The following is a 16,272-nucleotide window of genomic DNA, read 5'->3' as shown; positions in this document are numbered from 1 at the left end:
AATAAGGGAGGCTGTCCCTGGCGGCAATACCGCCCGGGGCATTTTTCGTTTGGGGCCGCGGTAACGTGGGAGGCCGCATCTCCGAAAGCACAATCCGCGAAATAAGGGAAAAAGCGGACATCGTGGCGGTGGTGTCCGAAACCGTTCCCCTTTCGCGCTCGGGAGCAAGCTACAGGGGGCTGTGCCCGTTCCATAGAGAGAAGACGCCTTCGTTCTTCGTCAACCCGTCGCGGCAGGCGTTCAAGTGCTTCGGTTGCGGGGAAGGAGGGTCGGTCTTCCACTTCCTGATGAAAGTGCGCAACCTTTCCTTCGGGGAGGCAGTCGAAGACCTTGGCGAGAGGTACGGTGTCCCCATCCAATACGAGAAGGGGGCCGTTCCCCGCAAGCCGGGAGAGGATCTCTACGGGATACTCCGCCTGGCGTCCGATACTTATCGCGAACTCCTCCGTACTTCCCCTTCGGGGAAGGCCGCGAGAGAGTTTCTCGTTCGCCGGGGGGTCGCGCCGGAAGCGGCGCAGGAATTTTTCCTGGGGTACGGGGGCCAGGGTAAGGAGATTCTTGCCGTCCTGGCGCGGGAAGGGATCGATCCCGCCAAGGCAGCGCAGGCCGGGCTGCTCTTCCCGCAGGAGGGCGGAGGGTACAGGGAACGGTTCCGGGGACGCCTGATATTCCCCGTCTCGGATGCGCGGGGGCGCGTATGCGGGTTCGGGGCCAGGGCGCTCGACGACGCGCAGCCGAAATACCTGAATTCGCCGGATTCGGATCTTTATCGGAAGAGTTCGCTTCTTTACGGTCTCTTCCAGGCGCTGCCCGCCATAAGGAACGAAAAGAAGGTGCTGGTGGTCGAGGGTTACATGGACCTGATCGGCCTCTGGCAGAAGGGAATAAGGAACGTAGTGGCTACATGCGGGACGTCGCTCACCGAGTCCCATGCACGGACGCTGAAGCGGCTATCGGATACCGTCATCCTATTTTATGACGGGGACGTGGCCGGAAAACGCTCCGCAGTGAGGGCGGGAGGACCATTGTACGCGGCCGGTGCGAGCCCGATGGTCCTGTTCCCGCCGAAGGGTATGGATCCGGACGACTGGGCGAAGGAATCGGGTTCGGGGGAACTTTCGGACCGTATAGCCCGTGCGATGCCCCTTATGGAATACATCGAGCGGGCGGCTGCCCGGAAATTCGATCTTTCCCAGATCGCCGGGAAGCTTTCGTATCTGCGCCTCATGGGGAAGTACCTCCCCTGGGTCACCGAGCCCGCCGAGCAGCGGCTATATGTACAGCGGGTGGCGAAGTCGGCCGGCCTCCCCGAGGAGACCGTGCTGGAGCAGTTCCGGAGGAAGGGGGCTCCGGACGCCGCCGCATCCCCCGGCATCCCCGGCAGGTCGACCGGAAGCAGGCCCGAGGAACGGATGCTGCTGTGCCTGCTTTCGAAGGCCCCGTCGCTCCTCGGCGTTATGGCCCGGGACGGAGTGACGGAGTTCGTCGAAAGCGGCGAGGTCCGGGAGGTGATAGAGCGCTTCGCCCGGCGCGCCGGAGAGGGAGCGGGGGCGGTCCTTGAAGACGTGCTCGACGACGAAATCTCCGAGGAGGCCCGGAAAACGCTTTCCGAGGAAATCCTGAGGGCGGAAACGGCGGCGGGCGACCCGGGGCGGATTTATCCGGACCTGGTGCTGGGCATGAAAATCCGGCGGCTGGAGCGGGAGATCGCCCGTCTCGGAGAGGCCAGCAAGAAGGCGGCCGGCGCAGGCGACCGGTCGCTGGCCCAGGAAATGTTCACGGCGCAGAAGGCCGCCAAGCTCGAGAAGGAACGGCTGGAGCGGGAACGAAGAACGCGAGCGTGAGGAGAAGCGGAATGGCCAGGAGGAAACATCTGGACGGCATCGACGGTCTGGTCGAGAAGGGGCGCGCCCAGGGGTTCGTCACCTACGACGAGCTGAACAGCGTCCTTCCCCCGGACATCCTGACGGGGGACCAGATCGACGACGTGATGGAGATCTTCGGGGAGAACGCGATCGAGGTAGTCGACGCCTTCCAGAAGGTCCCGGTCGCCGGCAGGGAACTCCTGATCGGCGAGGAAGAAGCCGCAGAGGAGGAAGAAACGGCGGTGGAGGGGGAAGCAGCGGTCGAGGAAGAGGAAGAAATCGACTACGCAGGCGGGATCAAGGGGAACGACCCCGTGCGCCTCTACCTCAAGGAGATGGGCTCGATCCCGCTGTTGAACCGGGAGGGAGAGGTCAGCCTGGCGAAGCGGATAGAGGACGGGGAGCGGGACATCGTCACCGCCGTCAAGAACTGCCGCATAGCGCTCGACGAGCTGTCCGACATCGGGGCCAAGCTGAAGACCGGCGAGCTCCAGATCCAGGACGTGATCAAGGACCTTGACGAGGACTCCACCGAGGAGGAAGAGCAGGCGGCCCGGGAAAAGGTCCTGAACATCATCACGCGGATCCGAAAGACCCGGCAGGCGGTGCGGGAATGCGGCGAGCGCCTGAAGAAAAAGAAGATCCCCGAGAAGGAGCGGAAGGCCCTTAAAAAGCGGGAATCCGAGCTGGGCGTCCGCGTGGCGGACCTCATCCAGGAGATCCATCTCAAGGAGCGCCAGATCGAGACGATCAGCGGCAAGATCCGGGGCTTCGCTGACGCCATCGAGGATGCGGAAGGCAGGATAAAGGCGTGCTGCGCTAAGACCCGCATGGGCGAGAGGGAGCTGCTCCAGTACCTATCGAAGATCCGCGGGAAGAAGGCGAAGATCGCGCAGGCCGCGATGAAGCTCCACGTCGGCAAGGAGAAGCTCCTCGACATGGACAGGGTCATCCGCGAGGCGAGATCGCAGATCAGGAAGGTGGAGCGCGAAGCGGGCCTTGGCGCCACTGAACTGAAAAACACCCTCCGGGCGATCGAGGAAGGGGAACAGAAGGTCCGCGAGGCGAAGCGGGAACTCGTAGAGGCGAATTTAAGGCTCGTCGTCTCCATCGCGAAGAAGTATACGAACCGCGGACTCCAGTTCCTCGACCTTATCCAGGAGGGGAACATCGGCCTGATGAAGGCGGTGGACAAGTTCGAGTACCGCCGGGGGTACAAGTTCTCCACTTATGCCACGTGGTGGATACGGCAGGCGATCACTCGCGCTATCGCCGACCAGGCCCGCACGATCCGCATCCCGGTGCACATGATCGAGACGATAAACAAGCTGATCCGCACCTCCCGCTATCTTGTCCAGGAACTGGGGCGCGAGCCGACCCCGGAAGAGATCGCCGAGCGGATGGACATACCGCTTGAGAAGGTGCGCAAGGTACTGAAGATCGCCAAGGAGCCGATCTCCCTCGAGACGCCCATCGGCGAGGAGGAAGACAGCCACCTGGGAGATTTCATCGAGGACAAGAACACGGCGTCCCCGGTGGAGTCGGTCATAAACATCGACCTGGCCGAGCAGGTGAACAAGGTGCTGGGATCGCTCACCCCGAGGGAGGAGCGGGTCCTGCGGATGAGGTTCGGCATCGGAGAAAAATCGGACCACACGCTCGAGGAGGTAGGGCAGGACTTCGAGGTGACGCGGGAGCGGATCAGGCAGATCGAGGCGAAGGCGCTGCGGAAACTTCGCCATCCCAGCCGCAGCAAGCGGCTGCGGACGTTCCTCGAGTAGGTTGACAACGGCGCTTTCGGGCGTAAATGATAGGGAAAGGAGAGGTTGGGAAGCGGATTTTCGGGGGCCCATAGCTCAGTTGGTCAGAGCCACCGGCTCATAACCGGTCGGTCCCTGGTTCGAGGCCAGGTGGGCCCACCAACCAAGAACATGATATGCCGATGGAAGTGATCGGATCTATACGCACGATTCCGCGAAATGCACCGAGCCCCGGTGCATTTTTCGTTTCGGCGGGAGAGCGGGGCAGGTGAGCCCCCGCGCCGTTACCGTCAGGGACGTCTATAGCGCGCTCGACGACCATTATCCATTCGCCCACCGCGCCGACTGGGACAACGTGGGGATTCTCGCCGGGGACCCGCAAGCGCCCGTCCGCACCGTCCTTGCGGCGCTCGACGCCACTCCGGCGGCGATTTCCCTGTGCGGCAGGATGCGCCCGGACCTTCTGCTGACCCACCATCCCGTCGTCTTCACCCCCCTGAAAGCCGTACGCGCCGACCAGGCGGATTCCTCCGCCGCCTACTCCCTGCTGCGGATGGGAACGGCCGTGATCTCCGCGCATACGAATGCCGACGTCGCGCCTCGCGGAGTGTCCTGGGCGGTCGCCCGCAGGCTGGGACTTGCCGGCATCCGGCCGCTTATACCGGGCGAGCCGTCGGACGCCTGCAAGGTGGCGGTCTTCGTGCCGCCCGACCGCGCGGACGCCGTGATGACGGCCTTCTCCGAAGCGGGTGCGGGAAGGATCGGCGAATATTCACGCTGCTCCTTCCGCGTTTCCGGCGTCGGGACGTTTCTCCCATCGAATGCTGCGAGCCCTTTTATCGGTGAATCCGGCAAGGAGGAGAGGGCGGAGGAGATCCGCCTTGAAACGGTAGTCGCGCGAAGCCAACTGCCGCAGGCGTTGGCAGCGGTCAGGCGCGCGCACCCCTACGAGGAACCGGCGATCGACGTTTATCCCCTTACGGGAGGTTCGCTCGGGGGAGGAATCGGCGCGGTTGGGGAGCTGCGGGGTTCCGCGCCTCTCGAAGCCGTGCTGGCGGAGGTCTTCCGCAGGATCCGGCCCTCCTGGATCAAGGTGTCCGGACCGCGAAGGAAGACGGTGCGCCGGATCGCGGTGGTCGCGGGGAGCGGGGCGGAGTTCGCGAAGGCCGCGCGGGATGCGGGCGCGGACCTCTACGTGACGGGAGACGTGAAATATCACCAGGCGCTCGAGGCGGCCGCGGGGACGATGGCCGTCGCCGACGTCGGGCACGGATCGGCGGAGCGGTGGATACTCCCGGAGTTCCGCCGGGTGCTCTCGGAACGGTTCGGCAAGGCGATGAAGGTCCGTGTGTTCATGGAAAAGGAGCCCCAAAGGACGTTCCGTCCGGGGCCTGCCAAAGGAGGGACGCTGCGTTGATGGAACAGGTGAAGATCCTGATCGACATGCAGGAAATCATGGGGCGGATGCGGGCGCTCCAGGCGGACAAGCACAAGGTGCCGCTCGAGGTGGCGGACCTGAAGGCGCTTTTCGAGGAAAGGGAGGCGAAGTTCCTGGCCGCCCAGCAGGAATTCGAACAGCTGAAGAAGGACCGGAGGGATAAGGAGCGGGAGATCGAGGAGGAGCGCGACAAGGTCGAGCGGGCGAAGGCGAAGCTGATGTCGATCAAGACGAACAAGGAATATTACGCGATGCTCAAGGAGATAGAGCAGACCAAGCGCGCCAACACGCAGCGCGAGGACGAGCTGCTGGAGATCCTTGCCCGCTACGAGGAGACGGAGAAGCGGCTCTCCGAGTTCCACGCGGAGGTCGACGAGGTCGAGGGGAAGTACCGCGAGAGGATGGTGGACATCGAGGCGCGGATGGGGAGCTTCGACAAGGACATCGCCGCGCTGGACGGAAAGAAGGCGGAGGTGGCCAAACGTCTCGAGCCGGGGCTTGCGCGTCGGTTCGAGATGATCTTCGACCGGCGCGACGGCGTCGCGATCGTCGCGGCGAGGAACCAGTCGTGCACCGGCTGCCACATGAACATTTCCCCCCAGCTTTATAACCTGCTTCAGCGTGACGACCGGATCTACGCCTGCCCGAACTGCAAACGGATCCTCTACTACGAGCCCCCGCCGGCCGAGGAGGCCTCCGCGCAGTGAAAGGCCATGCGCTAACGCTGCGGACCGACGGCGCCAGCCGCGGGAACCCCGGTCCCGCGGGTATCGGGGCGGTTATCGAGGCCGACGGGACGGGAAAGGTCGCGGAGTTTCTCGCCTACATCGGGGAAACGACGAACAACGTGGCCGAGTACCGGGCGCTATTGCTGGCCCTCGAGGAAGCGGAGAAGCTCTCTCCCCGGTCCATCACAGTCCGGTCGGACTCGGAGCTTCTCGTCAGGCAGCTGAACGGGCAGTACAAGGTCAAATCGCCGCACCTGAAGCCCCTGTTCCTGGAGGCGGTCCGGCGGTTGCGGCGCTTCCCGGAGGCGCGTATACTGCATGTGGTTCGCGAGGAGAACGCGCAGGCGGATCTTCTCGCCAATCGGGCGATAGACGAACATTTCAAACACGTTTGAGGAGGCCAGGCGGCCGCCGGCCCTCCTTCGCAGCGGCTTGCGCCGCCGCTTCGGAGGGCGGGAGGAAAGTCCGGGCTCCGCAGGGCAGGGTGCCGGGTAATTCCCGGTGGGGGCGACCCCGAGGACAGTGCCACAGAAAACATACCGCCCACCTTCGCTTCTCGCATCCCATCCGGGATGCGCTCGAAGCTACGGAGGGTAAGGGTGAAACGGCGAGGTAAGAGCTCACCGCGCGCCGGGCAACCGTCGCGGCACGGCAAACCACACCCGGAGCAAGACCGAATAGGAGGGCGACTCCGCGGCTCGTCAAGCGGGGGAAGGGCGGCCCGCCCGGGGCCCTCGGGTCAAGGTCGCTAAAGGCGAAGCGGCAACGCGCGCCGTAGAGAAATGGCCGTCACTCCGACCGGGCAACCGGGCGGGGCACAGAACCCGGCTTACGGCCTCCTCGAAGTTTTTTTCTGATCCGCAGTGCATCCCGGCGGGGGACAGATCCCCGGTTCATGTCTCCCAATACACACTTAAGGAGCGAAACCGATGGCAGAATTCCAGTACCAGGACCCCTTTCCCCTCGGGAAGGATGAGACGAAGTACCGGCTGCTGACGAAGGACTACGTCTCTACATCGAAGTTCGACGGGGCCGAAGTGCTGAAAGTCGATCCGGAAGCGCTCGCCTTCGTGGCCCACCAGGCGATGCGGGAAGTCTCCTTCCTCCTGCGCCCGGCGCATCTCGAGAAGGTCGCGGCGATCCTCTCGGATCCGCAGAGCTCTCCCAACGACCGCGGCGTAGCTGTGGCGCTGCTGCGGAACGCCGAGGTTGCCGCAAAGTTCGTGCTCCCGTTCTGCCAGGACACCGGCACCGCCACGATCGTAGGCAAAAAGGGGCAGCGGGTGTGGACCGGCGTGAAGGACGAGGAGTTCCTTTCGAAGGGCGTGTTCAAGACCTACACGGAGGAGAGCCTGCGTTACTCGCAGACGGTCCCCCTGACGATGTACGAGGAAGTGAATTCCGGCTGCAACCTGCCCGCACAGATCGACCTCTACGCGACCGACGGGGTGGAGTACAAATTCCTCTTCGTCGCCAAAGGCGGCGGCTCCGCAAACAAGAATTATCTGTACCAGGAGACCAAGGCACTCCTCAATCCCGCAAGCCTCGAGAAGTTCCTCGTGGAGAAGATGAAGTCCCTGGGCACAGCCGCCTGCCCGCCGTACCACCTTGCGTTCGTGGTCGGTGGAACGTCCGCGGAGGCGTGCCTGAAAACGGTCAAGCTGGCCTCCACCGGTTACCTTGACGCCCTTCCCACGAGCGGGAACAAGGGCGGACAGGCGTTCCGCGACATCGAAATGGAAAATAAGATTCTTGAAGCCGCGTACAAGTGCGGTCTCGGCGCGCAGTTCGGCGGCAAGCACTTCGCGCTCGACGTCCGCGTGGTCCGGCTGCCGCGCCACGGCGCCTCCTGCCCGGTCGCGATGGGCGTCTCCTGCTCCGCCGACAGGAACATCAAGGCGAAGATCAACAATGACGGGATCTGGCTCGAGGAGATGGAGAAGAATCCCGGGCGGTTCATCCCCGACAAGTACCGCGGAAAGCACGAGCACGGCGTGGTGAAGATCGACCTCAACAGGCCGATGAAGGAGATCCTCGCCGACCTTACGAAATACCCGGTCACCACGCAGCTATCGCTCAGCGGCACGATCGTCGTCGGACGGGACATCGCGCATGCGAAGATCAAGGAGCGGCTCGACAGCGGGAAGGGGATGCCGCAGTACCTGAAGGACCACCCGATCTACTACGCAGGCCCCGCAAAAACCCCCAAGGGCTTGCCGTCCGGCTCCTTCGGGCCGACCACCGCGGGCCGCATGGATTCATATGTGGACCTGTTCCAGTCGCACGGCGGCTCCCTCATCATGATCGCCAAGGGAAACCGCAACCAGCAGGTCACCGACGCCTGCAAGAAGCACGGAGGCTTCTACCTGGGCTCCATCGGCGGCCCCGCAGCGCTGCTGGCGCAGGAGAACATCAAAAAGGTCGAGGTCCTGGAATACCCCGAGCTCGGCATGGAAGCCGTCTGGAAGATAGAGGTCGTCGACTTCCCCGCCTTCATCCTGGTGGACGACAAGGGTAACGATTTCTTCAAGCAGCTCGGGTGAAGACGGACGGGCCACGCGGGGGACACTCCTGAAACGAGGGAAGACAACCTCAAGGAATGTCCCCCGAAGGCGCCTTCTCCTCTCGCGGACGTTTAGTGGTTAGGATGCCAAGTTCTGTGGCTATGGGTGCTCTCCGGCCCTTCCTGAGCTGCAAAACGGGTTTTTAGTCCCGCTTTTCCCGCCGTTTTTCAATTAATTGCTTGACACATTTTCTCCACGAATTAAAATGTTCTCCAGTGGGTAATTGTGGGGAAAGGTGGGTCGATAGCCCTATATGATCTTCCGCGGAAGGTTTGAATATACCATCGATCCGAAAGGCAGGGTTAACATACCGGCCCCCTTCCGCGAACAGCTCCAGAATTCCGGCCAGGAATCGTTCGTCATTACAAATAACGATAAATGCATCTACGTTTACCCCGTCGACGACTGGGCACGGATCGAGGAGGTTCTGTCAACCGTGTCCAGCCTCGACCGGAAACGGAACACATTCCTGCGTTTTTTCATCGGCGGCGCCGTCGAGGTCGTACCCGACAAGCAGGGGCGGATCCTTATCCCGCCGTCGCTGCGCGCATACGCAGGGCTCGAAAAGGAAATCGTCATCACCGGGATGCCCAACCGGTTCGAGATCTGGTCGCGCGAGCGGTGGACGGAAACGATCAGCCGGTTCGAGAAGGAGGGCATGGACGATCCCGAGCTCGAGCAGGAGCTCAAGACGCTCAGGATCTGATAGTTGCCCGCGGGACACACCCCTGTTCTTTTACAAGAGACGTTGAGACTGCTTTCACCCGCACCGGGTGAGGTTTTCCTGGACGGGACGACGGGCGCGGGAGGACACGCGGAAGAGATCTCCCGCAGGATCGGACCGGACGGCATCCTCGTCTGCGCCGACATGGACCCCGCGATGCTGGATGTCGCCGCCGAGCGCCTCCGGGCATATCCGCAGGCGCGGTTCATAAGATCGGATTTTTCAGATCTTGACCGGCTCGCTGAGGCGGCGGAAGGGAGGCCATTCGACGGGATGCTCCTGGACCTCGGGATCTCCTCCCTCCAGCTCGACGATCCTTCCCGCGGATTCTCCTTCCGGGATGACGGTCCGCTGGACATGCGGAAGGACCCGGAATCCGGCGGCCCCGACGCGCGGGAGATCCTTAGGCGGACCCACGAAAAGGAGCTGGCTGACATCATATACCGGTTCGGGGAGGAGAGGTTTTCCAGGAGGATCGCCCGGGCGATCGTCGAGCGCAGGGAGCGGGACCCATTGGAGAGGACCATGGAACTGGCCGAGCTCGTGAAGCGCGCGATCCCGCGGAAGGCGTGGCCCAGGGAGATCCACCCCGCCACCCGCACTTTTCAGGCGCTGCGGATCGCGGTGAACCGGGAGCTGGAGTCCCTTTCGGCCTTCCTCGGCGGGTTCGCCGGGCGGCTTGCGAAAGGCGGAAGGGCGGCGGTGATCAGTTTCCACTCCCTGGAGGACCGCCTGGTGAAGACGGCCTTCCGGGAGATGTCGGCGGGGGAGGAAGCGGTGCTTGCCGTGTTGACCCGCAAACCGGTCGTCCCGGGTGCGGAGGAGATTGCGATTAACCCTCGGGCCAGGAGCGCGAAGCTTCGCGCCGCCCGCCGCAGGTAGCAGGAGGAGAAGCGATGCAGAGGATCATGGTCGGAAACGGCGTTTGCATGATAACCGAGATCCGCAAGGAGGCGCCCGTCTTCCCGACGATGCCGAGGCGCAGGCGGCTGGCGGCGTTGTTCGCCATACTCCTCGCGGTCGCGCTTTTCAATGTCTGGATCTCCGGCAAGTACTACCGGATGGGCTACGCGGTTTCCACCTCACTGGAAGAGCAGCGGAACCTGAGGAAAGAAAGGGATCTTCTCAGGACCGAGATACTTATGCTCCGCAGCCCCGCGCGGATCGAGGCCATCGCGAAGAACCAGCTTGGCATGGTCGCTCCGAAGACGGAGAGGATACTCCGCGTGAAATGAACCCCCGTGCCCGGATCATCATCGGCGGGCTGGCGGCAATCTTCGCGCTCGTCGTCCTCCGGGCTTTCCACATCCAGGTCCTTGGAATACGCGAGATACGGGAAAGGGCGGCCAGGCAGGTAACCGCCACCATCACCCTCATGCCGCAGCGCGGCGCGATCCTCGACAGAACCGGCAACGAGCTGGCGGTCAGCATCTCCACGAAGTCGATCTTCGTCCAGCCGGCCAAGCTGAAATCCCCGGACGCAGCGGCCGAGATTCTGGCCCGCCGCCTCTCCCGCCCTGCGTCGGAGCTGCGCAAGCAGTTCGCCAAAGAGAAAGGCTTCCTGTGGATGAAGCGCCAGATGCCCTCCTCTGCGGCGGAGGAGGCCGTGCGGGAAGTCCGGGTGGCGCTCGGGGAGGGGAAGGGGCACGGGTGGGCGGATGGCGGGATAGGGCTGGTCGAGGAGCCGAAGCGCTTCTACCCCAACCGTGAGCTTGCATCGTCGCTGCTGGGATTCACCAACCTGGACAGCGTGGGGATCGAAGGGGTCGAGCGTTCCCTGGACAACGATCTGCGCGGGCAGCCCGGATATATCCTGTGCGAGCGGGACGCGCGCGGCCGGGTTTTCGTTTCGTCGTCGACGCCGATCGAGGTGAATTCGAAGGGAAGCTCGGTGTTGCTCACCGTCGACCGTAACGTGCAGCACGTCGCCGAAAGCGAGTTGAAGGAGGCGGTGGCGAAATACAGCGCGAAGGGCGGCGTCGCGCTGGTGATGCGGCCGAAGACGGGGGAGATCCTGGCGATGGCCACCCTTCCCACGTACAACCCGAACGCGCCGACGACGGCGATTCCGGAGGCGCGGAAGAATCACGCACTCACCGACGCCTACGAGCCCGGCTCCACCTTCAAGGTGTTCACGATGGCCTCCGCACTGGAACTGGGGGCCGTGAAGACTTCGGAGAAGATCTTCTGCGAGAACGGCTCATACCGGTACGCAGGCCGCGTCCTGCACGACGCGCACCCGCACGGATGGCTCACCGTCCCCGACGTGCTCAAGTATTCGAGCAACATAGGCGCCTCGAAGATCGCCGAAAGGATGGATTCGGAGCGTTTCTACGACATGATCCGCTCCTTCGGGTTCGGGACGAAGACCGGGATCGAGCTTATAGGAGAGATCAGCGGGATCATGGGACCTCGGAACAGCTTCACGGGGATCCGGCGTGCAACTGTTTCCTTCGGGCAGGGGATCTCCGTCACGCCGATCCAGATGGCCACGGCGCTCTCCGCAGTGGTCAACGGCGGGAAGGTGATGAAGCCGTATATCGTGAGGGAGATCAGGGATCCCGAGGGCAAGATCGTATACCGCGGGGAGCCGAAGGAGCTCCGGCGAGTCCTTTCCCCGGCCACATCGCAGACGATGCGCGAGATGATGGGGCTTGTGGTCCAGGAGGACGGCACAGGGACGCAGGCCCGCATCAAGGGATTCCTCGTAGGCGGCAAGACGGGCACCGCCCAGAAGGTCGAGGTGGGGACGGGGAAATATTCCCCGAACAAGAGGGTCTCTTCGTTCATCGGCTTCCTTCCGCTCCAGGATCCCGAGCTGATGATACTCGTCATGGTCGACGAACCGAAAGGGCAGGTATACGGCGGAGTGGTGGCCGCGCCCGCCTTCAACCAGATTGCGGTGAAGACCGCTTATTACCTCGGAATTTCCCCGACGGAGCCCATCGCGCATGCGGCTCCCGCCGGAGAAAACAGGGCCGCCCGGAAGGTCCCGATCGTCAAGGTATCCACGGCGCCCGCCCGGAGCGCCATGGTGATGCCGGACCTGAGGGGTTTGAGCATGGGCAGGGTCGTCGATGTGATGGGACGGTACTCCGTCAAACTGAACCTGTCTGGAACAGGAGTGGCGCGGGCGCAGACCCCCGCGCCGGGGGAAACTCTCGCACCGGGGACGGAAGTCAACGTGGCGTTCGGCGGGAAGTAGAAAAAGTGATGAAACTGTCGGAAATCCTCACAAACGCGGCGCCGATGGAGACGCCGCACGGTTCCATCGAAATCGGCGGCATCGCCGTCGATTCCCGGAAGGTGCGGAAGGGCGACCTGTTCGTCGCCCTTTCCGGAGAACGGACGGACGGCCACGAGTTCCTGCCGCAGGCAGCGCGCGCGGGAGCGGCGGCGGCGCTGGTGGAGCGGGAGATACCCTCCCTCCCGCTCCCCGCCGTCCGGGTTCCCTCCACCGCCGAGGCGCTTCCGGCGGTCGCCGCGCGCTTCCATGGCGATCCGACGGCGAAGCTGAAGGTGATCGGCGTGACGGGGACGAACGGAAAGACAACGGTCACCTACCTGCTCGAGTCGATCTTCGCGGCGGCGGGAATCACGCCGGCGGTGATCGGCACCATAAATTACCGGGTGGGGGGAGAGACGTTGCGGACGGGGCTCACGACGCCCTTTCCCCACGAACTGCAGGAGGTGATGTCGGAAGCGCTCTCCCGCGGCGCCACCCACGCCGTCATGGAAGTGTCTTCGCACAGCGCCGCGCAGGGGAGGATCGCGGGCGTGCGTTTCGATACGGGGGTCTTCACCAACCTGTCCCGCGACCACCTGGACTATCACGGCACAATGGAGAACTATTTCGACGCCAAGGCGAAATTCTTCCGTATGTATCTCCCCGCAGGAGGAAAGCATCCCGGGATCGCCATCAACATGGACGATCCGTACGGGATACGGCTCGCGCGGGAATTTCCCGAAGCCGTCACCTACGGCTTCCGGCGGGATTGCCGGGTGTCGCCGTCGCGAGTGGAAACCGATTGGACGGGGACGAGCATGTCGCTTCTAACGCCGTGGGGGGCGCTGGACCTCCGCACCCGCCTGGTGGGGGCATACAACGCGTCCAACGTCATGGCGGCGGTCTGCGCAGCCGGCATCCTGGGGATTCCCGATGACGCGATTCGTGCCGGGGTGGAAGGCCTTTCATCCATTCCGGGTAGAATGGAAGAGATCCCGAATCGGCGTGGGCTGCATGTTTTCGTCGACTATGCCCACACGCCGGAAGGGCTGGACCGCGTCCTCTCCACGCTGGAGGGCCTCGGCGAAGGAAGGCTGATTACTGTCTTCGGTTGCGGAGGGAACCGGGACCGGGGGAAACGGCCGGAGATGGGGAGGATTACGGCGCTCCGCTCGCACGTGGTCGTGGTGACTTCCGACAATCCCCGCAACGAGGACCCGGCCTCCATTATCTTCGATATCCTGCCGGGGCTGCGGTCGGAAGGGTTCCTCGAAGCCGAGGGTGATGTGCCGTGGAAAGACGGCTATTTCATGGTTATCTCAGACAGAAAAGCGGCGATTGCGCGGGCGCTGTCCCTTGCCCGTCCGGGCGACACGGTGGCGATCGCGGGGAAAGGACATGAGAATGTTCAGATCATCGGGGACCGGAGCCTGCCGTTCGACGACCGGGAAATCGTCCGGGGAGTGCTTTCCGCCGACGTGTAGGATGACGCTCGAAGAAGTTGTAGGGGCGGTACATCCTCTCCGGGCGGGCGGTTCATTCCCTGCGCGCACGCCTATAGGGGCGGTTTCGGCCGACAGCCGGGAGATCACGCCGGGAGGCCTCTTCGTCGCCCTGCATGGGGAACGGGTGGACGGCGCGACCTTCGTCGGGGAGGTCTTCGGAAAAGGAGCGCTGGCGGCCATAGTGTCGGAGGAAGGGGCCGCGAAGGTTCCGGCGGAGATCCTCGCAGGTAAACCGGTTTTCGTCGTCCGCAACGCCGTAGAAGCGCTGGGCGACCTGGCCCACGCGCACCGCCGGCGGCTGCGCAGGATCCCCATCGTGGGAATTACCGGGAGTTCGGGGAAGACTTCGACAAAAGAGATGCTCTCGGGACTCCTCGCGCCGGGCAGAAACGTGCTGCGGAACCCGGGGAATCGGAACAACCTGATCGGCATGCCGCTTGCGCTGCTCGAGCTGTCCGAGAAGCACGACGCGGCCGTGATGGAAATGGGAACGAACCAGCCCGGAGAGATCACACGTCTCGCTGCGATCGCAGCACCCGACATAGGCGTCATAACGAACATCGCCCCGGCGCACCTGCAGGGGCTTGGGACCCTCGAAGGCGTTGCGCGCGAGAAGGGGGACCTTTACCGCGCCCTTGCCGAAACCGGCACCGCGGTTGTGAACGCGACCGATCTGCGGGTCGTCAGGGAAGCGGGCCGCTGCAAGGCCCGGAAGATCTATTTCGGCGTGGCGCTCAACGAGTTCTCGGGCCGCATCATTTCCATGGACGACCGCGGAATGCGGATCGCCGTTCGGACCCCGTCGGGGGAATTCACCTCCGCGCTTCCGGTGACCGGGGAGCATCACCTTATGAACGCGCTTGCGGCAACGGCGGCGGCCTACGTCCTCGGAGCGCGCCCCGAGGAACTATCAGGCGGATTCTCCGCCTTCTCCCCCGTGCGGGGACGGTTCCATTCGGTCGCTCTGCGGGGCGGCGGCCTTCTGCTGGACGACACGTACAACGCCAACCCTGCATCGACGGAGGCGGCGTTGCGGAGCCTGCGATTGCTTCACGGAAACCGCCGCTGCGTGGCCGTATTGGGAGATATGCTGGAGCTGGGTGAGGCTTCGCCCGCATCCCACTTCCGGATAGGACACCTCGCCTCGGCCTCTTCCGTAGACCTTCTTTTCACGTTCGGGGAAGCGGCGGCGCATATCGCGCGGGGGGCGGTCGAGGGAGGGATGGATCCCGGGAAGGTGTCGCATACCGGCGACCGGGATCGATTGAAAGACATGGTCCTCGGAGCTATCCGGGAAGGGGACGTCGTCCTGGTCAAGGGGTCGCGCGGGATGCGGCTAGAGACGATCGCCAACGAGATCGAAAGGGAATGGACATAAACAACGATGCTGTACCACCTGCTTTTTCCGCTTCACGCGGATTATTCGTTTTTCAACGTCTTCCGCTACATCACTTTCCGCACGATCTACGCGGCGATCACGGCGCTTCTTCTCTGCTTCGTGATCGGGCCCTGGCTGATACGGGAACTGGGGTCCCACCAGATCGGCCAGACGATCCGGCGGGACGGTCCGGAGAGCCATCTCGCCAAGGAAGGGACGCCTACGATGGGCGGTCTGCTCATCGTGCTGGCCACCGTCATCCCGACGCTTTTATGGGCGAACCTCGGGAACCCCTACATCTGGATCGCCGTATTCGTGACCGTGGGATTCGGGACGATCGGTTTCGTGGACGACTACCGGAAAGTCGTCAAGAAGGATTCGAAGGGGCTTTCCCCCCGTGCGAAGTTCCTGTGCCAGATTCTTCTTGCGGCGATCGCGGCATCGCTCATCTACCTGGACATCGGATTCCAGGACAAGGTGAGCATACCTTTTTTCAAGAAGCTCAATCCGAGCCTCGGGTACTTATACATTCCGTTCGTCATCTTCGTGATCGTGGGGGCTTCCAACGCGGTGAACCTGACGGACGGCCTCGACGGGCTCGCCATCGGGCCGTCGATCATCTCCGCGGGGACCTACATGCTCTTCGCGTATCTTGCGGGCCACATAAAGATCGCCAACTACCTCCAGATACAGTACGTGCCGGGCGCGGGAGAACTGACGATCTTCTGCGGCGCGATGGCGGGTGCCGGCATCGGATTCCTCTGGTACAACACTTACCCGGCGCAGGTGTTCATGGGGGACACCGGTTCCCTGTCGCTGGGAGCTGCGCTGGGCGCGGTGGCCGTCATGGTGAAACAGGAGATCGTGCTGGCGCTGGTCGGCGGGGTTTTCGTCATGGAGGCCGTATCGGTGATCCTGCAGGTGTACTTCTTCAAGACCACGCGGAAGCGGATCTTCCGAATGGCCCCCGTCCATCATCACTTCGAGCTGAAAGGTTGGGCGGAGCCGAAGATCATCGTGCGGTTCTGGATAATTTCGATCATCCTTGCGCTGCTGGCTATCAGCACGCTGAAGATCCGATGAG

Annotated in this window: 13 protein-coding genes, 1 tRNA gene and 1 other RNA gene; all 15 read left to right on the top strand. The window is 63.5% G+C overall.

Annotation, left to right across the window (positions count from 1 at the left end; genetic code table 11):
* Positions 1-65: 65 nt before the first annotated feature.
* The 15 genes from HY896_11810 (at position 66) to HY896_11740 (ending at position 16,271) form a co-directional block, all read left to right on the top strand.
* Complete coding sequence (locus tag HY896_11810) at positions 66-1,844, top strand: DNA primase (protein ID MBI5577032.1); 1,779 nt, start codon at positions 66-68, stop codon at positions 1,842-1,844.
* An 11-nt stretch (positions 1,845-1,855) separates the two neighbouring features.
* On the top strand, positions 1,856-3,646 hold the full coding sequence (rpoD, locus tag HY896_11805; GenBank protein ID MBI5577031.1) for an RNA polymerase sigma factor RpoD: 1,791 nt from the start codon (positions 1,856-1,858) through the stop codon (positions 3,644-3,646).
* A gap of 64 nt (positions 3,647-3,710) precedes the next feature.
* Positions 3,711-3,787 (top strand) — tRNA-Ile (locus tag HY896_11800).
* Positions 3,788-3,893: 106 nt separating this feature from the next.
* Positions 3,894-5,042: a Nif3-like dinuclear metal center hexameric protein gene (locus HY896_11795; GenBank protein MBI5577030.1), complete on the top strand. Its 1,149-nt coding sequence runs from the start codon at positions 3,894-3,896 to the stop codon at positions 5,040-5,042.
* Entirely contained in the window at positions 5,042-5,770 is a 729-nt protein-coding gene (locus HY896_11790) for a hypothetical protein (protein ID MBI5577029.1), read from the top strand. The genes HY896_11795 and HY896_11790 overlap by 1 nt, the downstream gene beginning before the upstream one ends.
* On the top strand, positions 5,767-6,186 hold the full coding sequence (locus HY896_11785) for a ribonuclease HI family protein (protein MBI5577028.1): 420 nt from the start codon (positions 5,767-5,769) through the stop codon (positions 6,184-6,186). The genes HY896_11790 and HY896_11785 overlap by 4 nt, the downstream gene beginning before the upstream one ends.
* An RNA gene (gene rnpB / locus HY896_11780) (RNase P RNA component class A) lies at positions 6,184-6,638 on the top strand. Before HY896_11785 ends, rnpB begins: the two co-directional genes overlap by 3 nt.
* An 82-nt stretch (positions 6,639-6,720) precedes the next feature.
* Positions 6,721-8,334 (top strand): fumarate hydratase, encoded by a 1,614-nt coding sequence (locus tag HY896_11775; protein MBI5577027.1) that lies wholly within the window; start codon positions 6,721-6,723, stop codon positions 8,332-8,334.
* A 274-nt stretch (positions 8,335-8,608) separates the two neighbouring features.
* Positions 8,609-9,061, top strand: a complete 453-nt coding sequence (gene mraZ, locus HY896_11770) for a division/cell wall cluster transcriptional repressor MraZ (GenBank protein ID MBI5577026.1) — start codon at positions 8,609-8,611, stop codon at positions 9,059-9,061.
* A 3-nt stretch (positions 9,062-9,064) separates the two neighbouring features.
* Positions 9,065-9,961, top strand: a complete 897-nt coding sequence (rsmH, locus tag HY896_11765) for a 16S rRNA (cytosine(1402)-N(4))-methyltransferase RsmH (GenBank protein MBI5577025.1) — start codon at positions 9,065-9,067, stop codon at positions 9,959-9,961.
* Between the two features lie 14 nt (positions 9,962-9,975).
* On the top strand, positions 9,976-10,314 hold the full coding sequence (locus tag HY896_11760; protein MBI5577024.1) for a cell division protein FtsL: 339 nt from the start codon (positions 9,976-9,978) through the stop codon (positions 10,312-10,314).
* Positions 10,311-12,284, top strand: coding sequence for a penicillin-binding protein (locus tag HY896_11755; protein MBI5577023.1), 1,974 nt, complete (start codon positions 10,311-10,313; stop codon positions 12,282-12,284). The genes HY896_11760 and HY896_11755 overlap by 4 nt, the downstream gene beginning before the upstream one ends.
* Positions 12,285-12,289: 5 nt before the next feature.
* A complete protein-coding gene (locus HY896_11750) occupies positions 12,290-13,789 on the top strand; it encodes a UDP-N-acetylmuramoyl-L-alanyl-D-glutamate--2,6-diaminopimelate ligase (protein MBI5577022.1) in 1,500 nt (499 codons plus the stop codon).
* A gap of 1 nt (position 13,790) precedes the next feature.
* Positions 13,791-15,188 (top strand): UDP-N-acetylmuramoyl-tripeptide--D-alanyl-D-alanine ligase, encoded by a 1,398-nt coding sequence (gene murF / locus HY896_11745; protein MBI5577021.1) that lies wholly within the window; start codon positions 13,791-13,793, stop codon positions 15,186-15,188.
* A 6-nt stretch (positions 15,189-15,194) separates the two neighbouring features.
* On the top strand, positions 15,195-16,271 hold the full coding sequence (locus HY896_11740) for a phospho-N-acetylmuramoyl-pentapeptide-transferase (protein ID MBI5577020.1): 1,077 nt from the start codon (positions 15,195-15,197) through the stop codon (positions 16,269-16,271).
* Position 16,272 lies beyond the last annotated feature (1 nt).

Source organism: Deltaproteobacteria bacterium, from assembly GCA_016218975.1.
Taxonomy (GTDB): domain Bacteria; phylum Desulfobacterota; class Deferrimicrobia; order Deferrimicrobiales; family Deferrimicrobiaceae; genus JAENIX01.
Note: the sequence above shows the minus strand (reverse complement) of the source record. Positions and strands in the feature narration are given on the sequence as shown.

Coding starts and splice junctions, on each gene's coding strand:
- HY896_11775 (MBI5577027.1), top strand. CDS start 6,721: ATGGCAGAATTCCAGTACCAGGACCCCTTTCCCCTCGGGAAGGATGAG.
- rpoD (MBI5577031.1), top strand. CDS start 1,856: ATGGCCAGGAGGAAACATCTGGACGGCATCGACGGTCTGGTCGAGAAG.
- HY896_11755 (MBI5577023.1), top strand. CDS start 10,311: ATGAACCCCCGTGCCCGGATCATCATCGGCGGGCTGGCGGCAATCTTC.
- murF (MBI5577021.1), top strand. CDS start 13,791: ATGACGCTCGAAGAAGTTGTAGGGGCGGTACATCCTCTCCGGGCGGGC.
- HY896_11760 (MBI5577024.1), top strand. CDS start 9,976: ATGCAGAGGATCATGGTCGGAAACGGCGTTTGCATGATAACCGAGATC.
- HY896_11740 (MBI5577020.1), top strand. CDS start 15,195: ATGCTGTACCACCTGCTTTTTCCGCTTCACGCGGATTATTCGTTTTTC.
- HY896_11790 (MBI5577029.1), top strand. CDS start 5,042: ATGGAACAGGTGAAGATCCTGATCGACATGCAGGAAATCATGGGGCGG.
- mraZ (MBI5577026.1), top strand. CDS start 8,609: ATGATCTTCCGCGGAAGGTTTGAATATACCATCGATCCGAAAGGCAGG.